The following is a 21,551-nucleotide window of genomic DNA, read 5'->3' as shown; positions in this document are numbered from 1 at the left end:
AAAAAACTTCGCGAAAAAGGGATAGGAACATCATCGCAGGTCTGGCGGCCAATGAATCCAATCCACGGGCACTCCCGGACGAATAGGCATGAGACTCGGAGCATTTGCCATGTTCGCCCACAGGGTCCACGCGCAGAATTCGCCACCTCTCCCGCCCAAGCTTTTGCGAGGTTTTCACCATGTACACCGCCATCGGCTACGCCGCCCAGTCGGCCACCACTCCCCTCGCCCCCATGTCCTTCGAGCGTCGCAGCCCGCGCGCCGATGACGTGGCAATCGAAATCCTGTACTGCGGCGTCTGCCACTCCGACATCCACCAGGCGCGCAACGAATGGGGTATCGCCGTGTACCCATTGATGCCGGGCCACGAGATTGTCGGCAAGGTCACTGCTGTCGGCGCCAGCGTCACCGCCCATAAGGTTGGCGACCTGGTCGGCGTGGGCTGCATGGTGGATTCGTGCCGCCACTGCCAAGCGTGCAAATCAGACCTGGAGCAATACTGCCTCGAAGGCCCGACCATGACCTACGCCACCCCGGATCGCGTGGACGGCAGCAACACCATGGGCGGCTACTCCGACAGCATCGTGGTCAGCGAACACTTCGTGGTGAAGATTCCGGCCAAGCTCGACCTGGCCAGCGCCGCACCGCTCCTCTGCGCGGGCATCACCACCTACTCGCCGCTCAAGCACTACGGGGTCAAGGCCGGCGACAAAGTCGGGATTCTCGGCATGGGTGGCCTGGGCCATATGGGCATCAAGTTTGCCAAGGCCATGGGCGCCGAAGTCACGCTGTTCACCCGCTCGGCGAGCAAGGCCGAGGAAGGCCGTCGCCAAGGCGCTGATCATGTGATCGTGTCCACCGATGCCGAGCAGATGAAGGCCGCAGCCGGCAGTTTCGACTTCCTGCTGGACACCATCCCGGTGCAGCACGATCTGAACCCCTACCTCGATGTCCTGCGTTTTGATGGCGTGCATATCCTGGTGGGCCTGATCGAACCGGTCGACCCGCCGGTCAATGCCGCCAAGCTGGTCTTGGGTCGTAAAGTCCTGGCCGGCTCGCTGATCGGCGGCATTGCCGAAACCCAGGAAGTCCTGGATTTCTGCGCCGAGCACGGCATTACCTGCGACATCGAAATGCTCGATATCCGTCAGATCAACGAAGCCTTTGCGCGCATGATTGCCGGCGACGTGAAATACCGTTTCGTGATCGACATGGCCACCTTGAAGGCCTGATCAGGCCTTGGCCCCCAACTCCGCTGACAGCCGGGCCGCGACCTGTTTGACCACAGGAATCAGCTCGGCCATTTTTTCCAGCGGCATGTAGGGCACCGTACTGGCGATGCTGATGCCGGCGATAATCCGTCGGCTGGCATCGCGCACGGGTGCGGCCACGCAGCGGATCGACGGCTCGTTGTCTTCCAGGTCGAAGGCATAGCCACCCGCCACATACTCTTTCATGCGCTGCTCGAACTGCTCCCAGGATTGCTCCGGGTGCTGCGGCCAGTGCAGGTTTTTCCCGCCTATCGGCAAGCTGGCCTGATACAGGCGCTGCCATTCTTCTGGCGTGTCATCGAGCAGCAAGGCCTTGCCGATCCCGGTGCGCGCCAGGGGCATGCGGTGACCGACGCGGGAACGCATTTCCGGGCCATTGCGCCCAGGATTCTTGTGCAGGTACAGCACCTCGTCGTACTCACGGATCGCCAGGTGGATGGTGTCGCCGGTCAGCGCCGACAGTTCATCCAGATAGGGTATCGCCAGCGTCACCAGCGGCAGTTCTTCCCGCGCCTGGAACCCCAACTCGATCAGCTTGGGCCCCAACAGGTAACCGACTTGCGGCACCACCCGCAGGTAACGCTCGTCCACCAGGCAACTAGCCAGGCGATGCGTGGTGCTGCGGGTGGTCCCGATGCGCCGGGCAATCTCCTTAAGATCCCGCGCACCCGCCGCCACCGCCTGCACCACGCCCAGGCCGCGCAGCAAGGTCTGGGTGCCGGTGGGCGCGGGGTCTTTGGCGGGGATCGCTGGGTTTTCCTGCATGTTTGGGCCTATCTAGAAATGCGAAAGCGGCGGCCATTATGGCAAATGCCGGGCCGCAAGACAGGGCCGATCTCAGCCCTGGGCAAACTCACGCAACGCATCGCCTTCCATGCGGTAGCGCACCCATTCTTCCTGGGGTTGGGCGCCGATGGATTTGTAGAAGGCAATGGCCGGCTCGTTCCAGTCCAGAACGCTCCATTCGAAGCGCCCACAGCCATTGTCGTAGGCGATCTTTGCCAGGTGGCGCAGCAACTTCTTGCCCGCCCCGCCGCCGCGCTGTTCCGGGTTGATGTACAGGTCTTCCAGGTACAGGCAGTTGCTGCCCAGCCAGGTGGAATAGCTGAAGAAGAACACCGCAAACCCGATCGGCAAGCCGTCACGCAGGCAGATCAGGCCATGGGCGGTAGCGCCTTCGCTGAACAGGCTGCGTTCGATGTCCACCACGCCGGCGATCACTTCGTGGCGAGCTTTTTCGTATTCGGCCAGCTCGGTGATGAAGGTCAGGATCTGCGCAGCATCGCTGGGCACGGCGGGACGAATCTCGATGGTCATGAACAGGCCTGCGGCTAAAAATAAAGGACACATACTAAGGCCCTTTGATAACCGTTTGCAGGGTTTTATGCACGCAGTTACTCCATAACTGCAGCAATGTTGGCACCCGTAACCGCAGAACAAATGGTGCAGTCGCGCGTGGTAAAAAGTCCGCCATAAATCCAACAGACGCCCAGGTTTGCCCATGCCCCCCCACTGCTCCCGTTGGCGGAAAACTCTGCATCGCGTTGCTCAATTGGCTGATTACGCTGGCGCGCCTGATCTGGCGCCGGGCTTCGAAACACAAAATCTTACAGGTGAGCTGACACCGTTCGTCGTGATCCAGGCACCAACAATATGAGCGGGCGGACCAACCTAAGGTAAGGACTTTATTTCTATGGAGGCTCCACCATGAATACTTCCAAAGTGACTGCCCTCGCCCTCGCCGGTTTGCTGTCTGCGGTTTCCCTGGGCAGCTTCGCCGCGTCCGACCCTTCCACCGGCAAGACCGACCCGATTGGCAGCCCGCCCAACCCTGCCACCCAAGAGAGCAAAGACTCCATGGGCACCGGCCTGGATACCAATGGCGGAGCCATCATCCAGAACGGTGCCGATCCACGCACCCAAGGCAATGACGGCAACCGCCAGGGCCTGGGTACCGATGTGGAGAACGGCAAGATCGGCCCCGGCAAGAATGCCGCCCCAAGCGGCAACGATGACAACCTGCCCGGCGCGCCGAAACAACCTTGACCCCTTGGCCGACAGACGAACACTACCCCACCACTGACCCTGAGAGGTATGCATGAACGTCGATAAAAACCTGGAGAAAGAAGTCCTCACCCGCCTGCTGCACGCGCACCCGAATGGTTTGGGTAAGGAGGTGCTGGATAACTACCGGGGCGAAAAAGTCGTGGCCAGCACCCTGGCCACCCTTCAGGACCGTGGACTGATCAAGGAAGGCCATGTGACCTGCAACGAGGCCGGCGAACACGCGCTGCACCTGCCGATCAAACTGACGGCCTCTGGTGTGGACGCCGCCCGCAAGCTGGAAAGCCAACCGTAGCGGCTGTCGAGCCCTGGCGAGGCTGCGTCGCCCCTCGCCAGGCATTGCCTACAGCGTTGGGCGTTGCGCAGCCACCAGCAACATCATCGGCCGCTCCAGCTCCTCCGCCAACTCAGGCCGGGCCACAAGGTCCGCGGCACTCGGGCCCCATTCTTCAATATGGCCCAGGCTCAAGCCTGCCTTGATCAATAGGTTGAGCAGAGTGCCCAGGGTACGGTGCTGCTTGATCACGCCCTTGGCCAGCCAGTCGGTGACCCGCGGACCTTCCAATTGATAACTGTCCAGCGGCCAGCTTCTGCGGCCTTGCTCATCGACCTGCCAGCCCGGCTGGCGGGGTGCCATGAAGATCGGGTGCTCGATGGAAAAAACCAGCCACACTCCCGGTTTCAAGGCCCTATGAATGCGGGCAAACAGCCCGGGCAGGTCGGCGATGTAGTGAAAGGCCAGTGAGCTGTAGGCCAAGTCGTAAGCAGCACCGGGCAGATCAAGTTGCTCGAGGTCGGCAATGGCATAAGTAATGGCCGAGGATGACGTCATTTCCTTCGCCCGCGCCAGCATCTTCTGTGAGACGTCCAGCCCCAGCACCTGTTCGGCGCCCTGCTCCTGGGCCCAGCGGCTGAACCAGCCATAACCACAGCCCAGGTCCACCACCTGCAAGCCCCGCATCGGCGGTAACAACGCCTGCAACGCGGGCCATTCCGGCGCGCCTGCCAACCCTTGCAGGGAGCGGCCCATTTGACTGTAGCCAGCGAAAAAGGCCGGGGTATCGTAGATATTCTGCGTCATGCCAGTATCAATCCCTGGGCTCCAGGCCTATCGAAAAGAACACCCCGCCACTCCAGATGCCCAGCCAACTCTCGCCTTCGATCTGGCGCGTCACCGCCAAGTCCACCAATTGGTAGAACACGTTGCGATGGACCAGTGCCTCAAGGTTGTTGCGCACCAGCACGTAGGGCGAAGGTTCCTGGGTGTGGGGATCGATCACCACCCGTAGCGGGTGCGCCGGGCCGGCTTCGATCAGGTCTTCGACATTGGAGGTAAACCGCAGGAGCTGGCTTTCGCCCTGCCCCTCGACCTCCAGCGACACCGCCACAAAAGGCGCGTCATCCACCTTGATCCCAACCTTTTCCACCGGTGTGATCAGAAAGTAATCATCGCCATCGCGGCGGATGATATTGGAGAACAGCTTGACCATCGGTTTGCGCCCGATGGGCGTGCCCAGGTAATACCAGGTGCCATCACGGGCAATACGCATGTCGATATCGCCACAGAAATCCGGGTTCCACAGGTGAACCGGTGCCGGTCCCTTGCCCTTGGGCAACTGTGCCAACAAATCATTGGCCTTGGCCGAACCCGTCATGCTGTTCTCCTTTGAATTATTGGTCGCTCATGCCCAGCAGGCTGCGGGCGTACTGGCGCAGCGGTGGGCCAAGCAAATCTTCGGGTTTGTTGTCGTGGAACGTCAGTAAACCGCCACGACTGCGGATCCGTGCAGTATCGATCAAATACTGGGTGCTGGTCTCGATCAACATGATCTGGATCACACCGCTGTCGACACCCAGCCGGTCGAGGGCTTCCTGGTCGGCCCACTCATCCGCATTGCCGATGCGATCATCGGCCTTGGCGAACCGCGTATACAACAGGTAATGGGCGCCTACCTCGCGGGCTTCGGCCATGGCCTGCTCCAGGCCTTCCGGGGCGCGGGCGCGGAGGACCATGGGGAAGTATTCGATGAAACCGTTGAAGGCTTCTTCGGCCACCACATTGGGCCGCGGATAGGCACTGCCCGGCGGCGTGAACGCGCCCTGGGCGATAAACACAAAGGAATCGGGCTGAATGCGAACCGAGTTGGAACGGCGAGTATCGCTGTGGTCCAGCAAGCCGGCATCGCTCATCTGATAGCGAGTGCCTTCGGCCATATCGCTGACTGTCATGCAGCCACCCAGCGCGAACGACGCCAGCAACAAAACCAGACTACGCATCCTATCCTCCAGAGGCCGGTGACGGAAAACCGGCGAATGGGCACAAGATGCAGATTTTGCGCCAGCTTGCCTGGCTAGCCGCCAATGATCTTCATCACCGTCGCCCCGCCCGAAAACGCCACTTCCTGCTTATCGCCCAAGGCCTTGACCAGCAAGCCCTGTAACGCCGGCAGGGCCTGGTGGCGCGGCTTGTCCAACAGGTCGCCGACATAGTGCCGGTTGCTCGACGAAAGGCAGCCGTGCAGCCACCCCGTGGAAGACAGCCGCAGGCGCGAACAGGTTCGGCAAAACGGCACGCTTTCATTGGCGATCACGCCGAAGAAGCCCTGGCCGGGAATTTCATAACGCACGGCGGTGGCGTCCACGGGGGCGTCGGCCTGCAGATATTCGTGATGCTCGCCAATCAGGCTCAGCAGTTGTTGCAGGCTGACGAATTGCTGCAGGAAGGCGTTGGAGTCGCTGGCCAGATGGCCCATGCGCATCAACTCGATAAAACGCAGTTCATAACCGCGCGCCAGGCAATATTCCAGCAGCGGCATGACCTGGTCGAGGTTCTGCCCGCGCAGCGGCACCATATTGACCTTGATCTTGATCCCCGCCGCACGAGCCTGGCCCATGCCATCAAGGACGGTGGCCAGGTCGCCACCCCGGGCGATCCCGCGAAAGGCATCGGCATCCAGGGTGTCAAGGGACACATTGATACGGCGAATGCCGGCATCGACCAGCAATGGCAACTTGCGCGCCAGTAACTGGCCATTGGTGGTCAGGCTGATATCGCTCAAGCCCATCTGCCCGACGGCCCGCATGAACGTTTCGAGCTTGGGGCTGACCAGTGGCTCGCCGCCGGTAATGCGCAGGCGATCGATGCCCGCCGCCTCGATCAGGTAGGCCACGCCACGCGCCATGGCTTCGGCCGAGAGTTCGTCCTGCGCAGCCACCAGCCGCTTGCCGTTGGGCACGCAGTAGGTACAGGCGTAATTGCAGGCTGAGGTCAGGCTGATCCGCAAATTGCGAAAACGCCTGCCTTGACGATCAACGATCATGGATCACTCCGGCAGCGGATAATTCGGGCGCGCTAAAACCTGACTCATAAATCAGATTTTAGCAAGGTCCTTGCCTGAGTATATTCCTGGGTTACTACATAGGGCAGTAAATCAGCCGGCCATTGTCCGGGTGAATGCCTTATGTGGCAGGCGTCTCGGGGTTCGGCAGCTCGGTGCTGTGCTTGCGCTTGTTGCCCATGCGCACGCCGATGTCCATCAAGAACTGGAAGAAGCCTTCCTGATCTTCCAGCACGTTGCTCCAGAATGGCGAGTGGTACAGCGCCACCGCGCCATGCACCAGGGCCCAGGCGGCGCAGTAGTGGAAATAAGGCGGCACATCTTCCAGCTTGCCTTCGCTGATGCGGCCCTTGATCAGCAGGGTCAGGCGCTCGAAGTTCGAGGCACGGATCTTGTGCAACTCCTCGACCATTTCCGGCACCTGGTGGCCCTTGACCACTTTTTCTTCCAGGCGGTCGAACAGGCGGTAGCGCTGCGGGTCGCGCATGCGGAACTCAAAGTACGCCCGGGACAGCGCTTCCTTATCCTTGTCGACGTCGGCCGAGTGCAGCAACTCGTTCAAATCGCGCTCGTAGTCGAGCATCAGGCGCAAGTAGATCTCGGCCTTGGACTTGAAGTGTTTATAGATGGTGCCTTTGCCGATACCCACGGCATCCGCAATCATCTCGACGGTGACGCTGTCTTCACCCTGTTCGAGGAACAATTTGAGCGCGGTGTCGAGAATTTCCTGCTCACGGCGGCGAAACTCACGGACCTTACGGGGTTCTTTGTGCATAGAAAGAGGTCTGCAGAGGTCAGTATTGGAAGGGTTCGATGCCCCGATGACGGAACGTTTTACCCGGTGCGAGGGATTATCCCGACTGAACGGTCGTTGGGCAACGTCTATATGAACAACCCATACACTAAACTTACAGCGCGCCAACGAATCAGGCGATGCGGGTCAGAAATTAAACGTCGATTCGCGCAATGTATTGCCGCTCAATGAGAACTCAAGCGAAGCGCACGTATTCCAAATCTGTTTAAAAAACGATCAGATGCGGCTGGACTGCACGGGATACTGATCAATACTTCATCTGTCGGTGTGACATCTCCCCCAAGTGAAACACCGATATGGGTACCAACGGACCGCGTACCCTTGTTTACTCCTAATGGTCTTAACCCGGATTCCCCCCCCAGAACCCGGGTTTTTTTTGCCTGCAATTCAGCGAACGTGCGCCAGGGGGAACAGACGCTTGAAGTTCTCGGTGGTCTGCTCGGCAAAACGCTCCACCGACTCGCCGCGTAACATCGCCAGGTAATCCGCCACATCCCGCACATATTCCGGCAGGTTCGGCTTGCCGCGATGAGGGATCGGCGCCAGGTATGGCGAGTCGGTCTCCACCAGCAGACGGTCGGCGGGCACCTGGCGCGCCACATCACGCAGGGCCTCGGCGTTGCGGAAGGTGACGATGCCCGACAGGGAAATATAGAACCCCAGGTCCAGGGCCGCCTTGGCCATCTCCCAGTCTTCGGTAAAACAGTGCAACACACCCGCCTGGGGTAGCGCCGCTTCGCGCAGCAGGGCCAGGGTGTCGGCGCGGGCGCCACGGGTATGCACGATCACAGGCTTGCCGGTCTGCTGCGCCGCTTGCAGGTGCAGGCGGAACGAAGCCTGCTGCAGGTCGGCGGCCTCCGGCTCGTAGTGGTAATCCAGGCCTGTCTCGCCGATGGCCACCACTCGCGGGTGATTGAGTTCGTCCAGCAGCCACTCCAGGGCCGGGGCTTCGCCAGGCTTGAGATCCAGAGGATGGATGCCCACCGAGCAATCTACATCGGCATAGCGCTCGGCCAGGGCCTTGACGTCGGCGGCGTTCTCGGCGCTGACACCGATACACAGGAAGTGCCCGACCCCACGCTGGCGCGCAGCCTCGAGGGCAGCATCCAGGGAGCCGTTGTGGGCGGCGAGGTCGAGGCGATCAAGGTGGCAATGGGAATCTACGAGCATAAGAAGTTACAACTTGCGTCACAGGAAGTGTCTGGCCGACGAAACATCCGTCGACCCCGAGAATATCAACGTCGGCCGAGCAACCCGACCCACTGCACCAGCAGGGCCTCGAGCAACAGCACGCGGTTCAGGTTGGCCTTGCCCAGGACTTTCTGGCGCTGGGCGAGGATCCAGTCCTGGATGTTCAACACCTTGTCTTGGGCGCTCTTCTGCGCCAGGTATTGCACGACCTTGCGCATGTCCATCAGGCCCAGGCCGTTTTCGTCCTGGGTCAGTTGATAGCGCAGGATCAGGCTGGACCAGTCGCAAAACCAGTCAAACAACAACAACAGCGGCACATCTTTCCAGCCTTCGGCCAGTTGTGTGGCGGACTGCTCTTGCTTGAGCAGCTTCTTCACCCCGTCGACCACCAGCGCGCGCTGCTCGCGCACGCCCTGGGCCTGCAAGCTGACCGCAGCCAGGGGCGAGCCGGCCGCCAGGGTCAGCAACTCGACCCGCTCCTGCTCGCTGCACTCGGGCAAGGCCTGGCCCAGCCACTGCAAGCTCATGGCCTCGCTCGGCAACGGGCAGGCCTGCTGCACGCAACGACTGCGGATAGTCGGCAGCAGGCGGCTGGATTGGTGGCTGACCAGCAGCAGCACCGTATCGCCGGAAGGTTCCTCAAGGCTCTTGAGCAAGGCGTTGGCGGCGTTGATGTTCATCGACTCCACCGGCTCGATCAGCACCACCTTGCGCCCGCCCATCTGCGCGGTCTGTACCACGAAGCTCACCAAGTCGCGCACCTGGTCGACCTTGATCGCCTTGTCGGCCTCCTCCGGTTCCAGCACGTAGTTGTCCGGATGGCTGCCGGCCTTGAGCAGCAGGCATGACTTGCAGTGCCCGCACGCCTCCAGCCCAGCCGGATTCTGGCACAGCAAGCGTGCCATCAAGCGCTCGGCCAGGGCGCGCTTGCCGATGCCTGCCGGCCCATGGAGCAAATAGGCATGGGCGTGCTGGGCACGCCCGGCCAATTGCTGCCACAGGCTGTCCTGCCACGGATAGGCTTCAGCCACGGTAAAGCTCCAACAGTTTGGGTAGCAGCGCATCGATGGCCTGCTGCACCTGCTCCAGCGGCTGCGCGGCATCCAGCAGGCAGTAGCGCGACGGCGCAGCTTGGGCACGCTGTAGGTAAGCCGCGCGCACCGCTTCGAAAAACCCTCGGCCTTCCAGCTCGAAGCGGTCCAGGCGCCCACGGGCGCTGGCCCGGGCTAAGCCGACGTCTACCGGCAGGTCGAAAACCAGGGTCAAGTGCGGGCGCAGGTCACCCTGGACGAAGGTCTCCAGGGTCGCGATGCGTTCCAGGGACAGGCCGCGGCCAGCGCCCTGATAGGCGTAGGTGGAGTCGGTGAAACGGTCGCAGATCACCACCGCGCCACGGGCCAGGGCCGGGCGGATCACCTCGGCCAGGTGCTGGGCACGTGCGGCAAACACCAGCAACAGCTCGGTGTCGGGGTTCATGACCTCGTCGCCAGTGGCCAGCAGCACCTCGCGGATTTTTTCCGCCAGGGGCGTGCCGCCAGGCTCGCGGGTCAGCAGCACCTCGATCCCTTCGGCCCGCAAGCGTTCGGCCAGGTATTCACGGTTGGTACTCTTGCCGGCGCCTTCCGGGCCTTCCAGGGTAATAAACAAGCCAGTCACAGGCAGTCCTTAGTCAGAGTCATTGCGGGCTTTGCGTGGGCGCAGCGTCGGGCGCGGCAGGCTCAACGGTCGCGGGTGCAGCCGGCGCAGGGCTGGAGCGATAATCGGCGCGACGCTTGAGTTGGTACTCGCGCACGGCGGCATTATGGGCATCCAGGCTGTCGGAAAAAACATGGCTGCCATCGCCTCGGGCCACGAAATACAGGCTGCTGCCCGGCACCGGATTCAACGCGGCATGGATCGCCTCGCGGCCGACCATGGCAATTGGCGTCGGCGGCAGGCCGCTGATCATGTAGGTGTTATAGGGCGTGGCTTCCTTGAGGTGCGCGCGCGTCAATTTGCCGTTATAGCGCTCGCCCATGCCGTAGATCACGGTGGGGTCGGTTTGCAGCAGCATGCCGATCTTCAGGCGCCGCACAAACACCCCGGCAATCTGCCCACGCTCCTCGGGCACACCGGTTTCCTTCTCGACCAGCGACGCCATGATCAGCGCCTGGTAGGGATCGGTATAGGGCGCGTCCGGGGCGCGTCGCTGCCATTCCTGGGCCAGCACCTCGTCCAGGCGGTTGTAGGCTTTCTTCAGGAACTCGACATCGGTCATGCCGCGCACAAAACGGTAGGTGTCGGGGAAGAACCGCCCTTCGGGGAATTCGTCGAGATGGCCGATTTTTTCCATCACCTCAGTGTCACTCAAGCCCGCCAGGGTCTGTTCGATTTTTTCATGCTTGGCCAAGGCACTGCGCACCTGGCGGAAGTTCCAGCCTTCCACCAGGGTCAGGCTGTACTGCACCACGTCGCCGCGCTGCCACAGGCCGATCAGGCCCTGGGCCGTCAGGCCGGGCGTCATGCGGTACTCGCCACTGTGCAGGGGCTGGCCATCAAGATTGAAGCGCCAGTAGAGGCGTAGCCAGAAGGCATCCTCAAGCACGCCGTCGTTTTCCAGGCGATTGAAAGTACCCGTAGGGGTCGCGCCAGCGGCTACATCCAGCAATTGCTCCTGGGACAGATTCAGCGGCTGCTTCAAGGCCGAGTCCAGCTTCCAGGCCGAAAAGCCCAGGAGCAAACCCGCCAGGACCAGGCCGATCTCCAGCAGCAATACAATTTTACGTATCAAATCAAACACCCAATAGCGCGCGAACAATGCCCTGCAGTTTACGGGTGAGTGGCCCGGCCGACCAGCTCATTGGCCCACATCCAAGCACCGGCCAAATGCCATACACGCTGTTGCAGACGAACACTTCATCAGCCTGTTGCAGTTGCGCAAGGCTGATATCGGCAACCGTGGTGACAATGCCCAGCGCCTCGGCACTGGCCAGCAACTCGGCACGCATGACGCCGGCCACGCCACAGCGGCTCAGGTCGGCCGTCAGCAGTTGGCCGGCATGCACCAGGAACAGGTTGCTGAACACACCTTCGATGACGCGCCCGGACATATCCAGCATCAATCCTTCCGCGTGATCGGCAGCTTGCCACTCGGCGCGGGCCAGGACCTGTTCGAGACGATTGAGGTGCTTGAGACCTGCGAGCAAGGGTTGCTCGGACAAACGGGTGGCACAGGGAAACAGGCGTATGCCGGATGAACCATGAGCCTGGGGATAGGCGGCAGGCGGGCTGCCTTGCAGGATACGCCGCGCTGGGGCGCCTGCATTGATGCCATAACCGCGCAGGCTATCGCCACGGGTGAGGATCAACTTGAGAACGCCGTCACCGAGGGCTGCCGCGTAAGCCAGCACCTCGCTGCGGATCAGATCCGGGGTCACCGCAAGCGCCAGGCGCCTGCAGCCCTCGTCGAGGCGTTGCAGGTGACGATCCAGCAGCACGGGCTGCCCGGCCTTGACCGCGATGGTTTCAAACAAACCATCGCCGTAGGCCAGGCCGCGATCTTTCAGCGACACTGCGTCCGCTGGCTGACCGTCGACCCAGCAGTGCATCACTCGGCGAACCGGCGGAACACCAGGGAACCGTTGGTACCACCAAAACCGAACGAGTTGGACAGCACCACGTCGATCGGCATTTTCTGCGGCTCGTGAGGCACGAAGTTCAGGTCGCAGCCTTCATCCGGCTCATCAAGGTTGATGGTCGGCGGCGCGACCTGGTCCTTGATCGCCAGCACACTGAAAATCGCTTCAACCGCGCCAGCCGCACCCAGCAGGTGACCGGTCATGGACTTGGTGGAGCTGACCGCCAGCTTGTAGGCGTGCTCGCCGAACACCGACCTGATGGCCTGGGCTTCCGCCAGGTCGCCGGTTGGCGTCGAGGTGCCGTGGGCGTTGATGTACTGTACCTGGTCGACGTTGATCTTCGCATCGCGCAGGGCATTGCTGATGCAACGCGCAGCGCCCGCGCCATCGGCGGGTGGCGAGGTCATGTGGTACGCATCGCCACTCATGCCAAAACCGATCAGCTCGGCGTAGATCGTCGCGCCACGGGCCTTGGCGTGCTCCAACTCTTCGAGGACCAGGGCACCGGCACCGTCGGACAGTACAAAGCCATCACGGCCCTTGTCCCACGGACGGCTGGCACGGGTCGGCTCGTCATTGCGCGTCGACAGCGCACGGGACGCGCCGAAGCCGCCCATGCCCAGGCCGCAGGCGGCCATTTCGGCACCACCTGCGATCATCACGTCAGCCTCGTCATAGGCGATATTGCGCGCCGCCATGCCGATGCAGTGAGTGCCCGTGGTGCACGCTGTGGAAATGGCGTAGTTAGGCCCCTGGGCACCCAGATGGATGGACAGGAAGCCGGAAATCATATTGATGATCGAGCCCGGGACGAAGAACGGTGAGATTCGACGAGGGCCGGAGTCGTGCAGCGTGCGGCTGGTTTCTTCGATATTGGTCAGACCGCCAATACCCGAACCCATGGCCACGCCGATGCGTTCACGGTTGGCATCGGTGACTTCCAGGCCAGCATTACGCACTGCCTGAAAACCGGCTGCCAGGCCGTATTGAATGAACAGGTCGAGTTTGCGGGATTCCTTGATCGAGAGATATTCCTCGACATTGAAGCCCTTTACCGAGCCGCCAAAACGGGTGGAATAGGCAGAAAGGTCCGTATGCTCAATCAGACCGATACCACTGTGGCCAGCCAGAATGCCCTGCCAACTGCTCGGCACATCCGTACCCAGTGGCGACAACATACCCATACCGGTGACTACGACGCGTCTACGCGACACAGCACTCTCCTTTTTCTAATGACGACACTTTGTTTCAAAGCTCATTTTTCATCAGAGCTAAAGAAAAAACCGCACGCCGTTATAGCAGTGCGGTTTTTCCATGACAGCAAGCGACGATTACAAACTATTACGCCTGGTGGCTAGTAACGTAGTCGATAGCAGCTTGAACAGTAGTGATTTTTTCAGCTTCTTCGTCCGGGATTTCGGTCTCGAATTCCTCTTCCAGAGCCATCACCAGCTCAACGGTGTCAAGGGAGTCGGCACCCAGGTCTTCAACGAAGGAAGAAGTGTTTTTCACTTCGTCTTCTTTAACGCCCAGTTGCTCGGCAACGATTTTCTTGACGCGCTCTTCGATGGTGCTCATACCTTGTTTTCACTCCTAATGGACAAATTCAGGCAGCTGGCCAGTGGGTAAGTGTATAGAAAGGCTTTTCAGCTTTTCAACTGAAAGCTTCACCCTCGTACCCTACCGACCACCTGTCTATAAATAGATTGCAGCTTTATAACGGATTTTAGACAGCTCGTATGACATTTTTTTGAAGCGATCCGTCACAATTTAACTCATGTACATCCCGCCGTTCACCGGGATTGTAGCCCCAGTCACGTATGCCGCACCGTCAGATGCCAGGAAAGAGACCACATTGGCGATCTCTTGGGCCTGGCCCAGACGGCCCAGCGGAATTTGCGTCAGCAACGCATCACGTTGCGCTTCAGGCAATTCGCGGGTCATATCGGTATCGATAAACCCTGGAGCCACCGAGTTGACCGTAATCGACCGCGAGCCGACTTCACGCGCCAGGGCACGGCTGAAACCTTCCAGGCCGGCCTTGGCAGAGGCGTAGTTTACTTGGCCTGCGTTGCCCATGGCACCCACTACGGAGCCAATATTGATAATTCGGCCCCAGCGCGCCTTGGTCATACCGCGCAAAACACCCTTGGACAGGCGAAACAGACTGTTCAGGTTGGTATCGACCACGTCGTACCACTCGTCGTCTTTCATGCGCATCATCAGGTTGTCGCGGGTAATTCCGGCGTTGTTCACCAGAATGGCCGGTGTTCCGAACTGTGCAGTGATCTGGGCCAAAACAGCAGCCACGGACTCATCACTGGTCACGTTGAGCTCCAGGCCGGTACCCTGCACGCCGTTTTCCTTGAGGGTCGCGGCGATACGCTCGGCGCCCGAGGCGGACGTGGCAGTTCCGATCACTACCGCGCCCTGACGGCCCAGTTCCAGGGCAATCGCCTGGCCAATGCCACGGCTTGCGCCGGTAACCAGTGCAACTTTACCTTGCAGACTCATGCAGGCTTCTCCTTAGTTCAGGCCAGTGCGGTGCGGGCAGCTGCAAAGCCATCCGGGGTATTGAGATTGGAAGTCGACACGCCCTCGGCGCAGCGCTTGTTGAGGCCGGCCAGGACTTTACCCGGACCACACTCAACTAGTTGGGTAGCGCCCTTGGCGGCCAGGGTCTGGACTGATTCAACCCAGCGTACCGGCTTGTACAGTTGCTCCAGCAGGTCGCGCTTGAGGGTTTCCAGGTCCGGCGCCACGTCGGCGCTGACGTTTTGCACCAACGGGATCTGCGGTGCCTGCCAGTTGATGGCTGCGATGGACTCGGCAAAACGCTCGGCCGCCGGGCGCATCAACTCGCAATGGGACGGCACGCTGACCGGCAGTGGCAACGCACGCTTGGCGCCGCGGGCCTTGCAGCCTTCGATGGCACGCTCAACCGCAGCCTTGGCACCGGCGATCACCACCTGGCCTGGGGAATTGAAATTCACCGCGCTGACCACTTCGCCCTGGGCCGCTTCGGCGCAGGCTTCGATCACCACGGCGTCGTCCAGGCCCAGGATCGCGGCCATGCCGCCCTGCCCGGCTGGAACCGCTTCTTGCATCAGTTGGCCACGGCGCTCTACCAGCTTGACCGCCTCAGCGAGGGTCAGACTGCCTGCCGCGACCAGGGCGCTATATTCGCCCAGGCTATGACCGGCAACAAAAGCCGGACGTGCGCCGCCTTCGGCCAGCCAAACGCGCCACAGCGCGACGGAAGCCGTCAGGATGGCCGGCTGGGTTTTATCGGTTTGATTGAGCAGTTCTTCCGGCCCGTCCTGGGTCAATGCCCAAAGGTCGTAGCCCAAGGCAGCAGACGCTTCCTTGAATGTCTCCAGGACTAGCGGGTATTGCGCGCCCAGCTCGGCCAACATGCCGAGGGACTGCGAACCCTGCCCTGGAAAGACGAATGCGAGGGATGTAGACATGTAACAAGCCCCTAATGATCTGGTCGTCGGTGAATTGACGCCCCACAGCTGGGAGCGCAAGAAACTGACAGATTGGATGGTCAATTGAACTGGCCGGTCACATTTAAGCATTCCCGGCCCGATTCGCCTAAGGCAACAGATCCTCAAGACGGCCATGCAAGCGCTGCGGAAGGTTCTCCTGGATCTCGATCAGCGCACGCGCAATGGCACTCTGAAAACCCTGGACTCCCGCCGAACCGTGGCTTTTTACCACAATACCCTGCAGACCGAGGAAGCTTGCGCCGTTATGCCGCGCCGGGGCCAGGTCCGCCTGCAAGCGCCGCATCAACGGCAACGCCAGGGCACCCACCAGCCGCGAAGCCAGATTGCGCTTGAACAACGCCTCGATCCGCGCAGCAATCATCGTAGCCAGGCCTTCGCTGGACTTAAGCAGGATATTTCCGACAAACCCGTCACAAACCACCACATCGGCCTCGCCACGATATAACCCATCGCCTTCGACAAACCCGATGTAGTTCAAGCCCCGCGCCTGTTGCAACAGGCTGGCGGCCAACTTGACCTGCTGGTTGCCCTTGATGTCCTCGGTGCCGATGTTCAGCAAGGCCACCCTTGGCCGCACCACACCCAGCGCCTCGGCCGCGACCGAGCCCATCAGGGCAAAGTGCAGCAGGTGCTCGGCGCTGCAATCGACATTCGCCCCCAGGTCCAGCAACTGGCAATAGCCACGCTGCGTCGGGATCGCCGCGACCATCGCCGGCCGGTCAATGCCCGGCAGGGTTTTCAGCACATGTCGCGACAACGCCATCAAGGCGCCAGTATTGCCAGCGCTGACACAGGCCTGGACCTTGCCATCGCGCAGCAGCTCAAGGGCCACGCGCATGGAGGAGTCAGGCTTGCCACGCAGGGCCTGGGCCGGCTTTTCATCCATACCGATGGTTTCGCTGGCCGGCGTTATCGTCAGGCGCGCGCGATCCACAGCCGCATGGCTGGCAATCAGTTCTTCAAGTAGGGAGGGTTGACCGACGAGGGTCAGGTGCAGCGAGGGCGTAGCAGACAGGCTGGCAATGCATGCCTGGACAATGCTGCGGGGACCGAAGTCCCCGCCCATTGCGTCAATCGCGATGACTTGAGCAGACAAGTGATTACTCGTCAGCGCCCTTGTCGATCACTTTACGGCCACGGTATACGCCTTCTGGCGATACGTGGTGACGCAGGTGAATTTCACCGGTGGTTTTTTCTACAGACAGAGTGCTTGCCGTCAGGGCATCGTGCGAACGACGCATGTCACGGGCAGAGCGGGATTTTTTGTTCTGCTGAACAGCCATAATTGATTAACTCCTAAACGTTTGGGTCACGCTTTAACTGCGCCAATACACTGAACGGGTTGGACCGCGTTACCTCGTCCTCGCTCGGTTCGGACTCGTCATCGAGCCCCGCCGGCTGCTGGCATTCTTCCGGATGATGAGCAGGCACAATGGGCAAGGCGAGCAGAAGCTCCTCCTCGATCAGTGCATGCAGATCCAAAGGATCTTCGCCCAGTTCCAGCACGTCATAACCTTTCGGCAACGACTGGGTATTCGCACCCTCTTTCACCACAGCATAACTGCATTCGCTGTGGATCGGCAGGGTGACCAGCTCAAGACAACGCTGGCAAACCATTTTGACCTCGGTGTCGATAAAGCTGTGGATTACCACAGATTTACGTTCATCTCGCTCAAAAACGAATTTAGCCTGCACCGTACCGACATTGTCGGAAAGCGGGTCGCAGAGTCTCTCCAAATCGGCCAGCAACACTTCACCTTGGAGGGTGGTGCCACGATCAGCCAATTTGCGCGGGTCAACGTGAGGTGGAATCGGGTCATTCAACATAGGCGCAGCATTATAGGGATGCACCCGCCCATGTCAAAGGAAATTCAGCCCTGTGCGCCACACTGTCCGCTCGCTAGAATCCGCGACTGCCTTGAGGAGAGCCACATGTTGCCTTTATTACTCGCTTCCAGCTCGGTTTATCGCCGGGAACTGCTGAACCGCCTGCACCTGCCGTTCATCTGCAGCTCGCCGGATATCGACGAAAGCCATCACGCCAACGAGCCAGCAGCCGACCTGGTCAAGCGCCTGGCCGAGCAGAAAGCCCGCGCCCTCGCCGGCAGCCACCCTGGGCATCTGATCATCGGCTCGGACCAGGTCGCAGCGCTGGATGGCCAGATCATCGGCAAGCCCCACACCTTTGAAAAGGCCCGAGCGCAATTACTGGCCGCCAGCGGCCGGCAGGTCAGCTTCCTGACCGGCCTGGCGCTGCTCAATAGCGACACCGGGCATTGCCAGGTGGACTGCATCCCCTTCACCGTCACGATGCGCCAGTTGGACCCGGCACAGATCGAACGCTACCTGCGGATCGAGCAACCCTACGACTGCGCTGGCAGCTTCAAGGCCGAAGGTTTAGGGGTGAGCTTGTTTCAAAGCACCGAAGGGCCGGATGCGACAAGCCTTGTCGGCCTGCCGCTGATTCGCCTGGTGGACATGCTGCTGGCCGAAGGCGTGCAGATCCCCTGAAAGCACCACAAAACCCAATGTGGGAGCGGGCTTGCCCGCGATGACGGCCTGTCAGCAACCCATTGGCTGGCTGACCCACCGCAATCGCGGGCAAGCCCGCTCCCACATTTTGGGCTACGCCAATCGCGAGCTCAGCGTAAGGTCGGCCCCTGGAAGCCCATATACAGCGCCAATTTCTCCGCCACACTGGCACCCAGTCGCTTGGAGAAGCGATCGAACGGCGACTCCTGGACGGTAAAATCCACCAGTTCCTTCTCGCCAATCACATCCCGCGCCACCGAACTGGCACTGCCCAGGCCATCGATCAAGCCCAGCGGCAACGCCTGCTCACCGGACCAGATCAGGCCGGAGAACAACTCCGGATGCTCTTTATCCTTGAGCCGCTCACCGCGCCCCTGCTTGACGCTGGCAATGAACTGGCGATGAGTGGTATCGAGCACGCTCTGCCAGAACTGGGTTTCATCAGCCTTTTGCGGCTGGAACGGATCAAGGAAAGACTTGTGCTCGCCCGAGGTGTAGGTACGCCGCTCAACCCCCAGCTTCTCCATGGCCCCGACAAACCCGTAGCCGGCCGCCGTCACGCCAATGGAGCCCACCAGGCTGGCCTTGTCGGCGTAGATCTGGTCGGCGGCGCTGGCAATGTAATAGGCACCCGAGGCACCCAGGTCAGAGATGACCGCGTACAGTTTGGTCTCTGGATGCAGCGCGCGTAGGCGACGGATCTCGTCATAGACATAGCCCGACTGCACCGGACTGCCACCCGGACTGTTGATGCGTAGCACCACACCCTTGACCTTGGGATCCTCGAAGGCCGTGCGCAGGCTGCTGACGATATTGTCGGCACTGGCGGACTCCTTGTCGGCAATCACCCCACGCACCTCGATCAGCGCGGTGTAGCTACCACTGCGGGCGGCGCTTTTTTCCATATCCACCAAAGGGCTGAACAACACCAGCATGCCAATCAGGTAGGTAAAGGTCAGGAGCTTGAAGAAGATCCCCCAGCGCCGGGCGCGACGCTGCTCCTGGACGCCCGCCAGCAGGGTTTTTTCCAGCAGTTTCCAGCTTTTATCATCGCCATTGTCGGCACCGGCCTTGGTCGGTGCTTTCCACTCATCGGTCATGCCATCTACCCCAGCAAAAACTTAACGGGCCTGGTTGAGCCAGGCGTGCAATTGCGAAAACCGGTCAATCGTCAGTCGCGGCTCGTAAGCCTGCAAGGCTTCGGGGGACTGTGCGCCATAGCTGACAGCAACGCTGTCCATGCCGGCATTGCGCGCCATCAGCAGGTCGAACGAAGCATCGCCCACCATCAACGACTCACGGGCAGACACGCCGCAATGGGCCATGATCTGCTCCAACATCAATGGGTGAGGCTTGCTTGCGGTTTCATCGGCGGCGCGGGTGATATCAAAATAATCTTCCCAGCCATTGGCCTTGAGCACCCGATCCAGGCCGCGCCGGGCCTTGCCGGTAGCCACCGCCAGGTGATAGCCCTGCTCACGCAATGCGGCCAGGGACTGCACTACCCCTTCAAACAAGGGTGACGGCTCGGCTTCCAGGGCAATGTAGTGATCGGCGTAATGCTCGCGAAACGCCACCAGCTCACTGTCAGCGATCTGCGGATACAAGGTGCGAATGGCTTCGGGCAAGCCCAGGCCGATGATGCCCTTGACCGCCAGGTCACTGCACAGCTCAAAGCCGGAACGGGTCGCGGCCATGTGCATGGACTCGACAATCCGACCAATGGAATCGCACAGGGTGCCATCCCAGTCAAAGATCAGCAGCTTGTAGTCAGGGCGCGACACTCAGGCGCTCCACAGTCTTGGCCCACATCTCGTCCACAGGCGCCTGCAACTTCAATTCGCCACCATCGGGCAACGGCACCGTCAGCATGTACGCATGCAGGAACAGGCGCTTGCCGCCAAGGTCACGAATCTCCTTGGAGAAACCCTCGTCGCCGTACTTGGTATCGCCAGCAATGCAGTGGCCCGCATGCAGGGTATGCACGCGGATCTGGTGGGTGCGCCCGGTCACCGGCTTGGCCTCGACCATGGTCGCGAAATCACCGAAGCGCCGCAGCACCTTGAACAGGGTCAGCGCCTCCTTGCCCTCCTCGTCCACCTCGACCATGCGCTCGCCGGAGCGCAGGTTGCTCTTCTGCAACGGCGCCCGCACGCTCTTGATCGAGGACGCCCAATTGCCGCGGACCAGCGCCATATAACGCTTGTCCACGCCATCGCCGCGCAGGGCGGTATGCAGGTGGCGCAACATGCTGCGCTTCTTGGCGATCATCAACAGGCCGGAGGTGTCGCGATCCAGGCGATGGACCAGCTCCAGTTCCTTGGCATCCGGACGCAACTGACGAAAGGCTTCGATCACCCCGAAATTCAGGCCGCTGCCGCCGTGCACCGCAATGCCGCACGGCTTGTTGATCACGATCAGCTTGTTGTCTTCGAAGACAATCGACGCCTCAAGGCGCTGCAACAGGCCCTGGGCCAGCGGCACGGGCTCGTCGCGCTCAGGCACGCGAACAGGCGGCACTCGGACGATATCGCCCGCCTGCAGCTTGTACTCCGGCTTGATCCGGCCCTTGTTCACCCGCACTTCGCCTTTGCGCAAGATGCGATAAATCAAGGTCTTGGGCACGCCCTTGAGCCTGGCCAGAAGAAAATTGTCGATGCGTTGGCCGGCATATTCCGGCGAGACCTCAAGCAGCTGGACGCTGGGGGTCGGGGGGGTGGTAGTCGTCATGTCGGGAATGATAACAATTTTTTATGGAATTGAAGCACTTAATCATTGCTGCTATAGTCGCGAACGCCGCCAAAAGCGGCCTGGACAGAGGACTCGCGGCAAACTGCCGCCCCTGACCATCGCAATTCATCAGGACGCGAGGCCGTCCTACGGGGCTCTTGCCATACTGGAAGGCTCAAGATTGTAACAAGCGCAGGTGACATGAGGCCTGAAGCGAGTGCAGGAAGCAGAGTGATTACTCGCCTCTTGCGCCGATATTTACGGCCAGTTCACAAAGTGCAGTCAGTCTTGTACCAGACCACGGCGAATGCTTCGGAAACAACGCCTGTTATTAGCCATGAGCGTGAACTCCCCATTGGAGAACACGGTAAATGCCAACCCGCTGCGGATTCTGCGCGCGGCAGCACCCGAATTATCAGGGATACGTGTAGGGTGGAGATGCACAACCGTCGGACTGTGTAGCACTAGGCTTATATTTAGAC

The 21,551-nt window shown here is 60.8% G+C and carries 26 protein-coding genes; 4 read left to right on the top strand and 22 right to left on the bottom strand.

From position 1 onward, the window contains the following. Window positions 1–179: 179 nt before the first annotated feature. Window positions 180–1,232 (top strand): NAD(P)-dependent alcohol dehydrogenase, encoded by a 1,053-nt coding sequence (locus HBO11_RS17330; protein ID WP_169955226.1) that lies wholly within the window; start codon window positions 180–182, stop codon window positions 1,230–1,232. Here HBO11_RS17330 and HBO11_RS17325 read toward each other — a convergent pair whose 3' ends face one another. Together HBO11_RS17325 and HBO11_RS17320 are read right to left on the bottom strand one after the other, a co-directional pair. Continuing rightward, window positions 1,233–2,036 (bottom strand): IclR family transcriptional regulator, encoded by an 804-nt coding sequence (locus HBO11_RS17325; RefSeq protein ID WP_169955225.1) that lies wholly within the window; start codon window positions 2,034–2,036, stop codon window positions 1,233–1,235. A 72-nt stretch (window positions 2,037–2,108) separates the two neighbouring features. After that, window positions 2,109–2,588 carry a GNAT family N-acetyltransferase gene (locus tag HBO11_RS17320; RefSeq protein WP_169955224.1) on the bottom strand — a complete coding sequence of 160 codons (480 nt, stop codon included), beginning with the start codon at window positions 2,586–2,588 and terminating at the stop codon, window positions 2,109–2,111. Window positions 2,589–2,978: 390 nt separating this feature from the next. On the opposite strand from HBO11_RS17320, the gene HBO11_RS17315 reads away from it, so the two are divergent. Together HBO11_RS17315 and HBO11_RS17310 are read left to right on the top strand one after the other, a co-directional pair. Further along, window positions 2,979–3,317 (top strand): hypothetical protein, encoded by a 339-nt coding sequence (locus HBO11_RS17315; protein ID WP_057439593.1) that lies wholly within the window; start codon window positions 2,979–2,981, stop codon window positions 3,315–3,317. A 52-nt stretch (window positions 3,318–3,369) separates the two neighbouring features. Next, on the top strand, window positions 3,370–3,630 hold the full coding sequence (locus tag HBO11_RS17310; protein ID WP_169955223.1) for a hypothetical protein: 261 nt from the start codon (window positions 3,370–3,372) through the stop codon (window positions 3,628–3,630). Window positions 3,631–3,678: 48 nt separating this feature from the next. On the opposite strand, the gene HBO11_RS17305 is transcribed toward HBO11_RS17310, so the two are convergent. From HBO11_RS17305 to HBO11_RS17225, 17 genes are all read right to left on the bottom strand, one after another. Next, complete coding sequence (locus HBO11_RS17305; RefSeq protein ID WP_169955222.1) at window positions 3,679–4,416, bottom strand: class I SAM-dependent methyltransferase; 738 nt, start codon at window positions 4,414–4,416, stop codon at window positions 3,679–3,681. A gap of 7 nt (window positions 4,417–4,423) precedes the next feature. Next, window positions 4,424–4,990: a DUF1285 domain-containing protein gene (locus HBO11_RS17300; RefSeq protein WP_169955221.1), complete on the bottom strand. Its 567-nt coding sequence runs from the start codon at window positions 4,988–4,990 to the stop codon at window positions 4,424–4,426. A gap of 16 nt (window positions 4,991–5,006) precedes the next feature. After that, entirely contained in the window at window positions 5,007–5,612 is a 606-nt protein-coding gene (locus tag HBO11_RS17295) for a DUF4823 domain-containing protein (protein WP_169955220.1), read from the bottom strand. Window positions 5,613–5,686: 74 nt separating this feature from the next. Next, window positions 5,687–6,655 carry a radical SAM protein gene (locus HBO11_RS17290; protein ID WP_169955219.1) on the bottom strand — a complete coding sequence of 323 codons (969 nt, stop codon included), beginning with the start codon at window positions 6,653–6,655 and terminating at the stop codon, window positions 5,687–5,689. Between the two features lie 139 nt (window positions 6,656–6,794). Next, window positions 6,795–7,448, bottom strand: coding sequence for a TetR/AcrR family transcriptional regulator (locus HBO11_RS17285; RefSeq protein ID WP_169955218.1), 654 nt, complete (start codon window positions 7,446–7,448; stop codon window positions 6,795–6,797). Window positions 7,449–7,874: 426 nt separating this feature from the next. Then, window positions 7,875–8,657, bottom strand: a complete 783-nt coding sequence (locus HBO11_RS17280; protein WP_169955217.1) for a TatD family hydrolase — start codon at window positions 8,655–8,657, stop codon at window positions 7,875–7,877. Between the two features lie 65 nt (window positions 8,658–8,722). After that, window positions 8,723–9,709 (bottom strand): DNA polymerase III subunit delta', encoded by a 987-nt coding sequence (locus HBO11_RS17275; RefSeq protein ID WP_169955216.1) that lies wholly within the window; start codon window positions 9,707–9,709, stop codon window positions 8,723–8,725. Beyond that, complete coding sequence (gene tmk, locus HBO11_RS17270; protein ID WP_169955215.1) at window positions 9,702–10,334, bottom strand: dTMP kinase; 633 nt, start codon at window positions 10,332–10,334, stop codon at window positions 9,702–9,704. Before tmk ends, HBO11_RS17275 begins: the two co-directional genes overlap by 8 nt. A gap of 19 nt (window positions 10,335–10,353) precedes the next feature. Next, the gene (mltG, locus tag HBO11_RS17265) at window positions 10,354–11,448 is read right to left on the bottom strand and encodes an endolytic transglycosylase MltG (protein WP_169955214.1); all 1,095 of its coding nucleotides are present in this window, start codon (window positions 11,446–11,448) and stop codon (window positions 10,354–10,356) included. A 1-nt stretch (window position 11,449) separates the two neighbouring features. Further along, window positions 11,450–12,265, bottom strand: a complete 816-nt coding sequence (gene pabC / locus HBO11_RS17260; RefSeq protein ID WP_169955263.1) for an aminodeoxychorismate lyase — start codon at window positions 12,263–12,265, stop codon at window positions 11,450–11,452. Next, a complete protein-coding gene (gene fabF / locus HBO11_RS17255; RefSeq protein WP_169955213.1) occupies window positions 12,265–13,509 on the bottom strand; it encodes a beta-ketoacyl-ACP synthase II in 1,245 nt (414 codons plus the stop codon). Before fabF ends, pabC begins: the two co-directional genes overlap by 1 nt. A gap of 127 nt (window positions 13,510–13,636) precedes the next feature. Continuing rightward, window positions 13,637–13,873, bottom strand: coding sequence for an acyl carrier protein (gene acpP, locus HBO11_RS17250; RefSeq protein WP_076964148.1), 237 nt, complete (start codon window positions 13,871–13,873; stop codon window positions 13,637–13,639). A gap of 192 nt (window positions 13,874–14,065) precedes the next feature. After that, complete coding sequence (gene fabG, locus HBO11_RS17245; protein WP_169955212.1) at window positions 14,066–14,809, bottom strand: 3-oxoacyl-ACP reductase FabG; 744 nt, start codon at window positions 14,807–14,809, stop codon at window positions 14,066–14,068. Between the two features lie 17 nt (window positions 14,810–14,826). Then, window positions 14,827–15,765, bottom strand: coding sequence for an ACP S-malonyltransferase (gene fabD / locus HBO11_RS17240; RefSeq protein ID WP_169955211.1), 939 nt, complete (start codon window positions 15,763–15,765; stop codon window positions 14,827–14,829). Between the two features lie 127 nt (window positions 15,766–15,892). Beyond that, window positions 15,893–16,903: a phosphate acyltransferase PlsX gene (plsX, locus tag HBO11_RS17235; protein WP_169955210.1), complete on the bottom strand. Its 1,011-nt coding sequence runs from the start codon at window positions 16,901–16,903 to the stop codon at window positions 15,893–15,895. Window positions 16,904–16,907: 4 nt separating this feature from the next. Continuing rightward, on the bottom strand, window positions 16,908–17,090 hold the full coding sequence (gene rpmF / locus HBO11_RS17230; RefSeq protein ID WP_008152339.1) for a 50S ribosomal protein L32: 183 nt from the start codon (window positions 17,088–17,090) through the stop codon (window positions 16,908–16,910). A gap of 13 nt (window positions 17,091–17,103) precedes the next feature. Continuing rightward, the gene (locus tag HBO11_RS17225) at window positions 17,104–17,634 is read right to left on the bottom strand and encodes a YceD family protein (RefSeq protein WP_029299696.1); all 531 of its coding nucleotides are present in this window, start codon (window positions 17,632–17,634) and stop codon (window positions 17,104–17,106) included. 105 nt (window positions 17,635–17,739) lie between these two features. Here HBO11_RS17225 and HBO11_RS17220 point away from each other — a divergent pair, with 105 nt between their 5' ends. After that, window positions 17,740–18,318, top strand: coding sequence for a nucleoside triphosphate pyrophosphatase (locus tag HBO11_RS17220; protein WP_169955209.1), 579 nt, complete (start codon window positions 17,740–17,742; stop codon window positions 18,316–18,318). 131 nt (window positions 18,319–18,449) lie between these two features. Here the strand turns inward: HBO11_RS17220 and HBO11_RS17215 are convergent, their stop codons facing one another. From HBO11_RS17215 to rluC, 3 genes are read right to left on the bottom strand one after another with little or no spacing between them, the layout of a single operon-like run. After that, window positions 18,450–19,439 (bottom strand): S49 family peptidase, encoded by a 990-nt coding sequence (locus HBO11_RS17215; RefSeq protein WP_169955208.1) that lies wholly within the window; start codon window positions 19,437–19,439, stop codon window positions 18,450–18,452. Window positions 19,440–19,460: 21 nt separating this feature from the next. Then, complete coding sequence (locus tag HBO11_RS17210; RefSeq protein ID WP_169955207.1) at window positions 19,461–20,123, bottom strand: HAD-IIIA family hydrolase; 663 nt, start codon at window positions 20,121–20,123, stop codon at window positions 19,461–19,463. Next, the gene (gene rluC, locus HBO11_RS17205; protein WP_005790558.1) at window positions 20,110–21,069 is read right to left on the bottom strand and encodes a 23S rRNA pseudouridine(955/2504/2580) synthase RluC; all 960 of its coding nucleotides are present in this window, start codon (window positions 21,067–21,069) and stop codon (window positions 20,110–20,112) included. Before rluC ends, HBO11_RS17210 begins: the two co-directional genes overlap by 14 nt. Window positions 21,070–21,551: the final 482 nt, after the last annotated feature.

The sequence above is a fragment of the Pseudomonas sp. WS 5010 genome, from assembly GCF_012985565.1.
GTDB lineage: Bacteria > Pseudomonadota > Gammaproteobacteria > Pseudomonadales > Pseudomonadaceae > Aquipseudomonas.
Note: the sequence above shows the minus strand (reverse complement) of the source record. Positions and strands in the feature narration are given on the sequence as shown.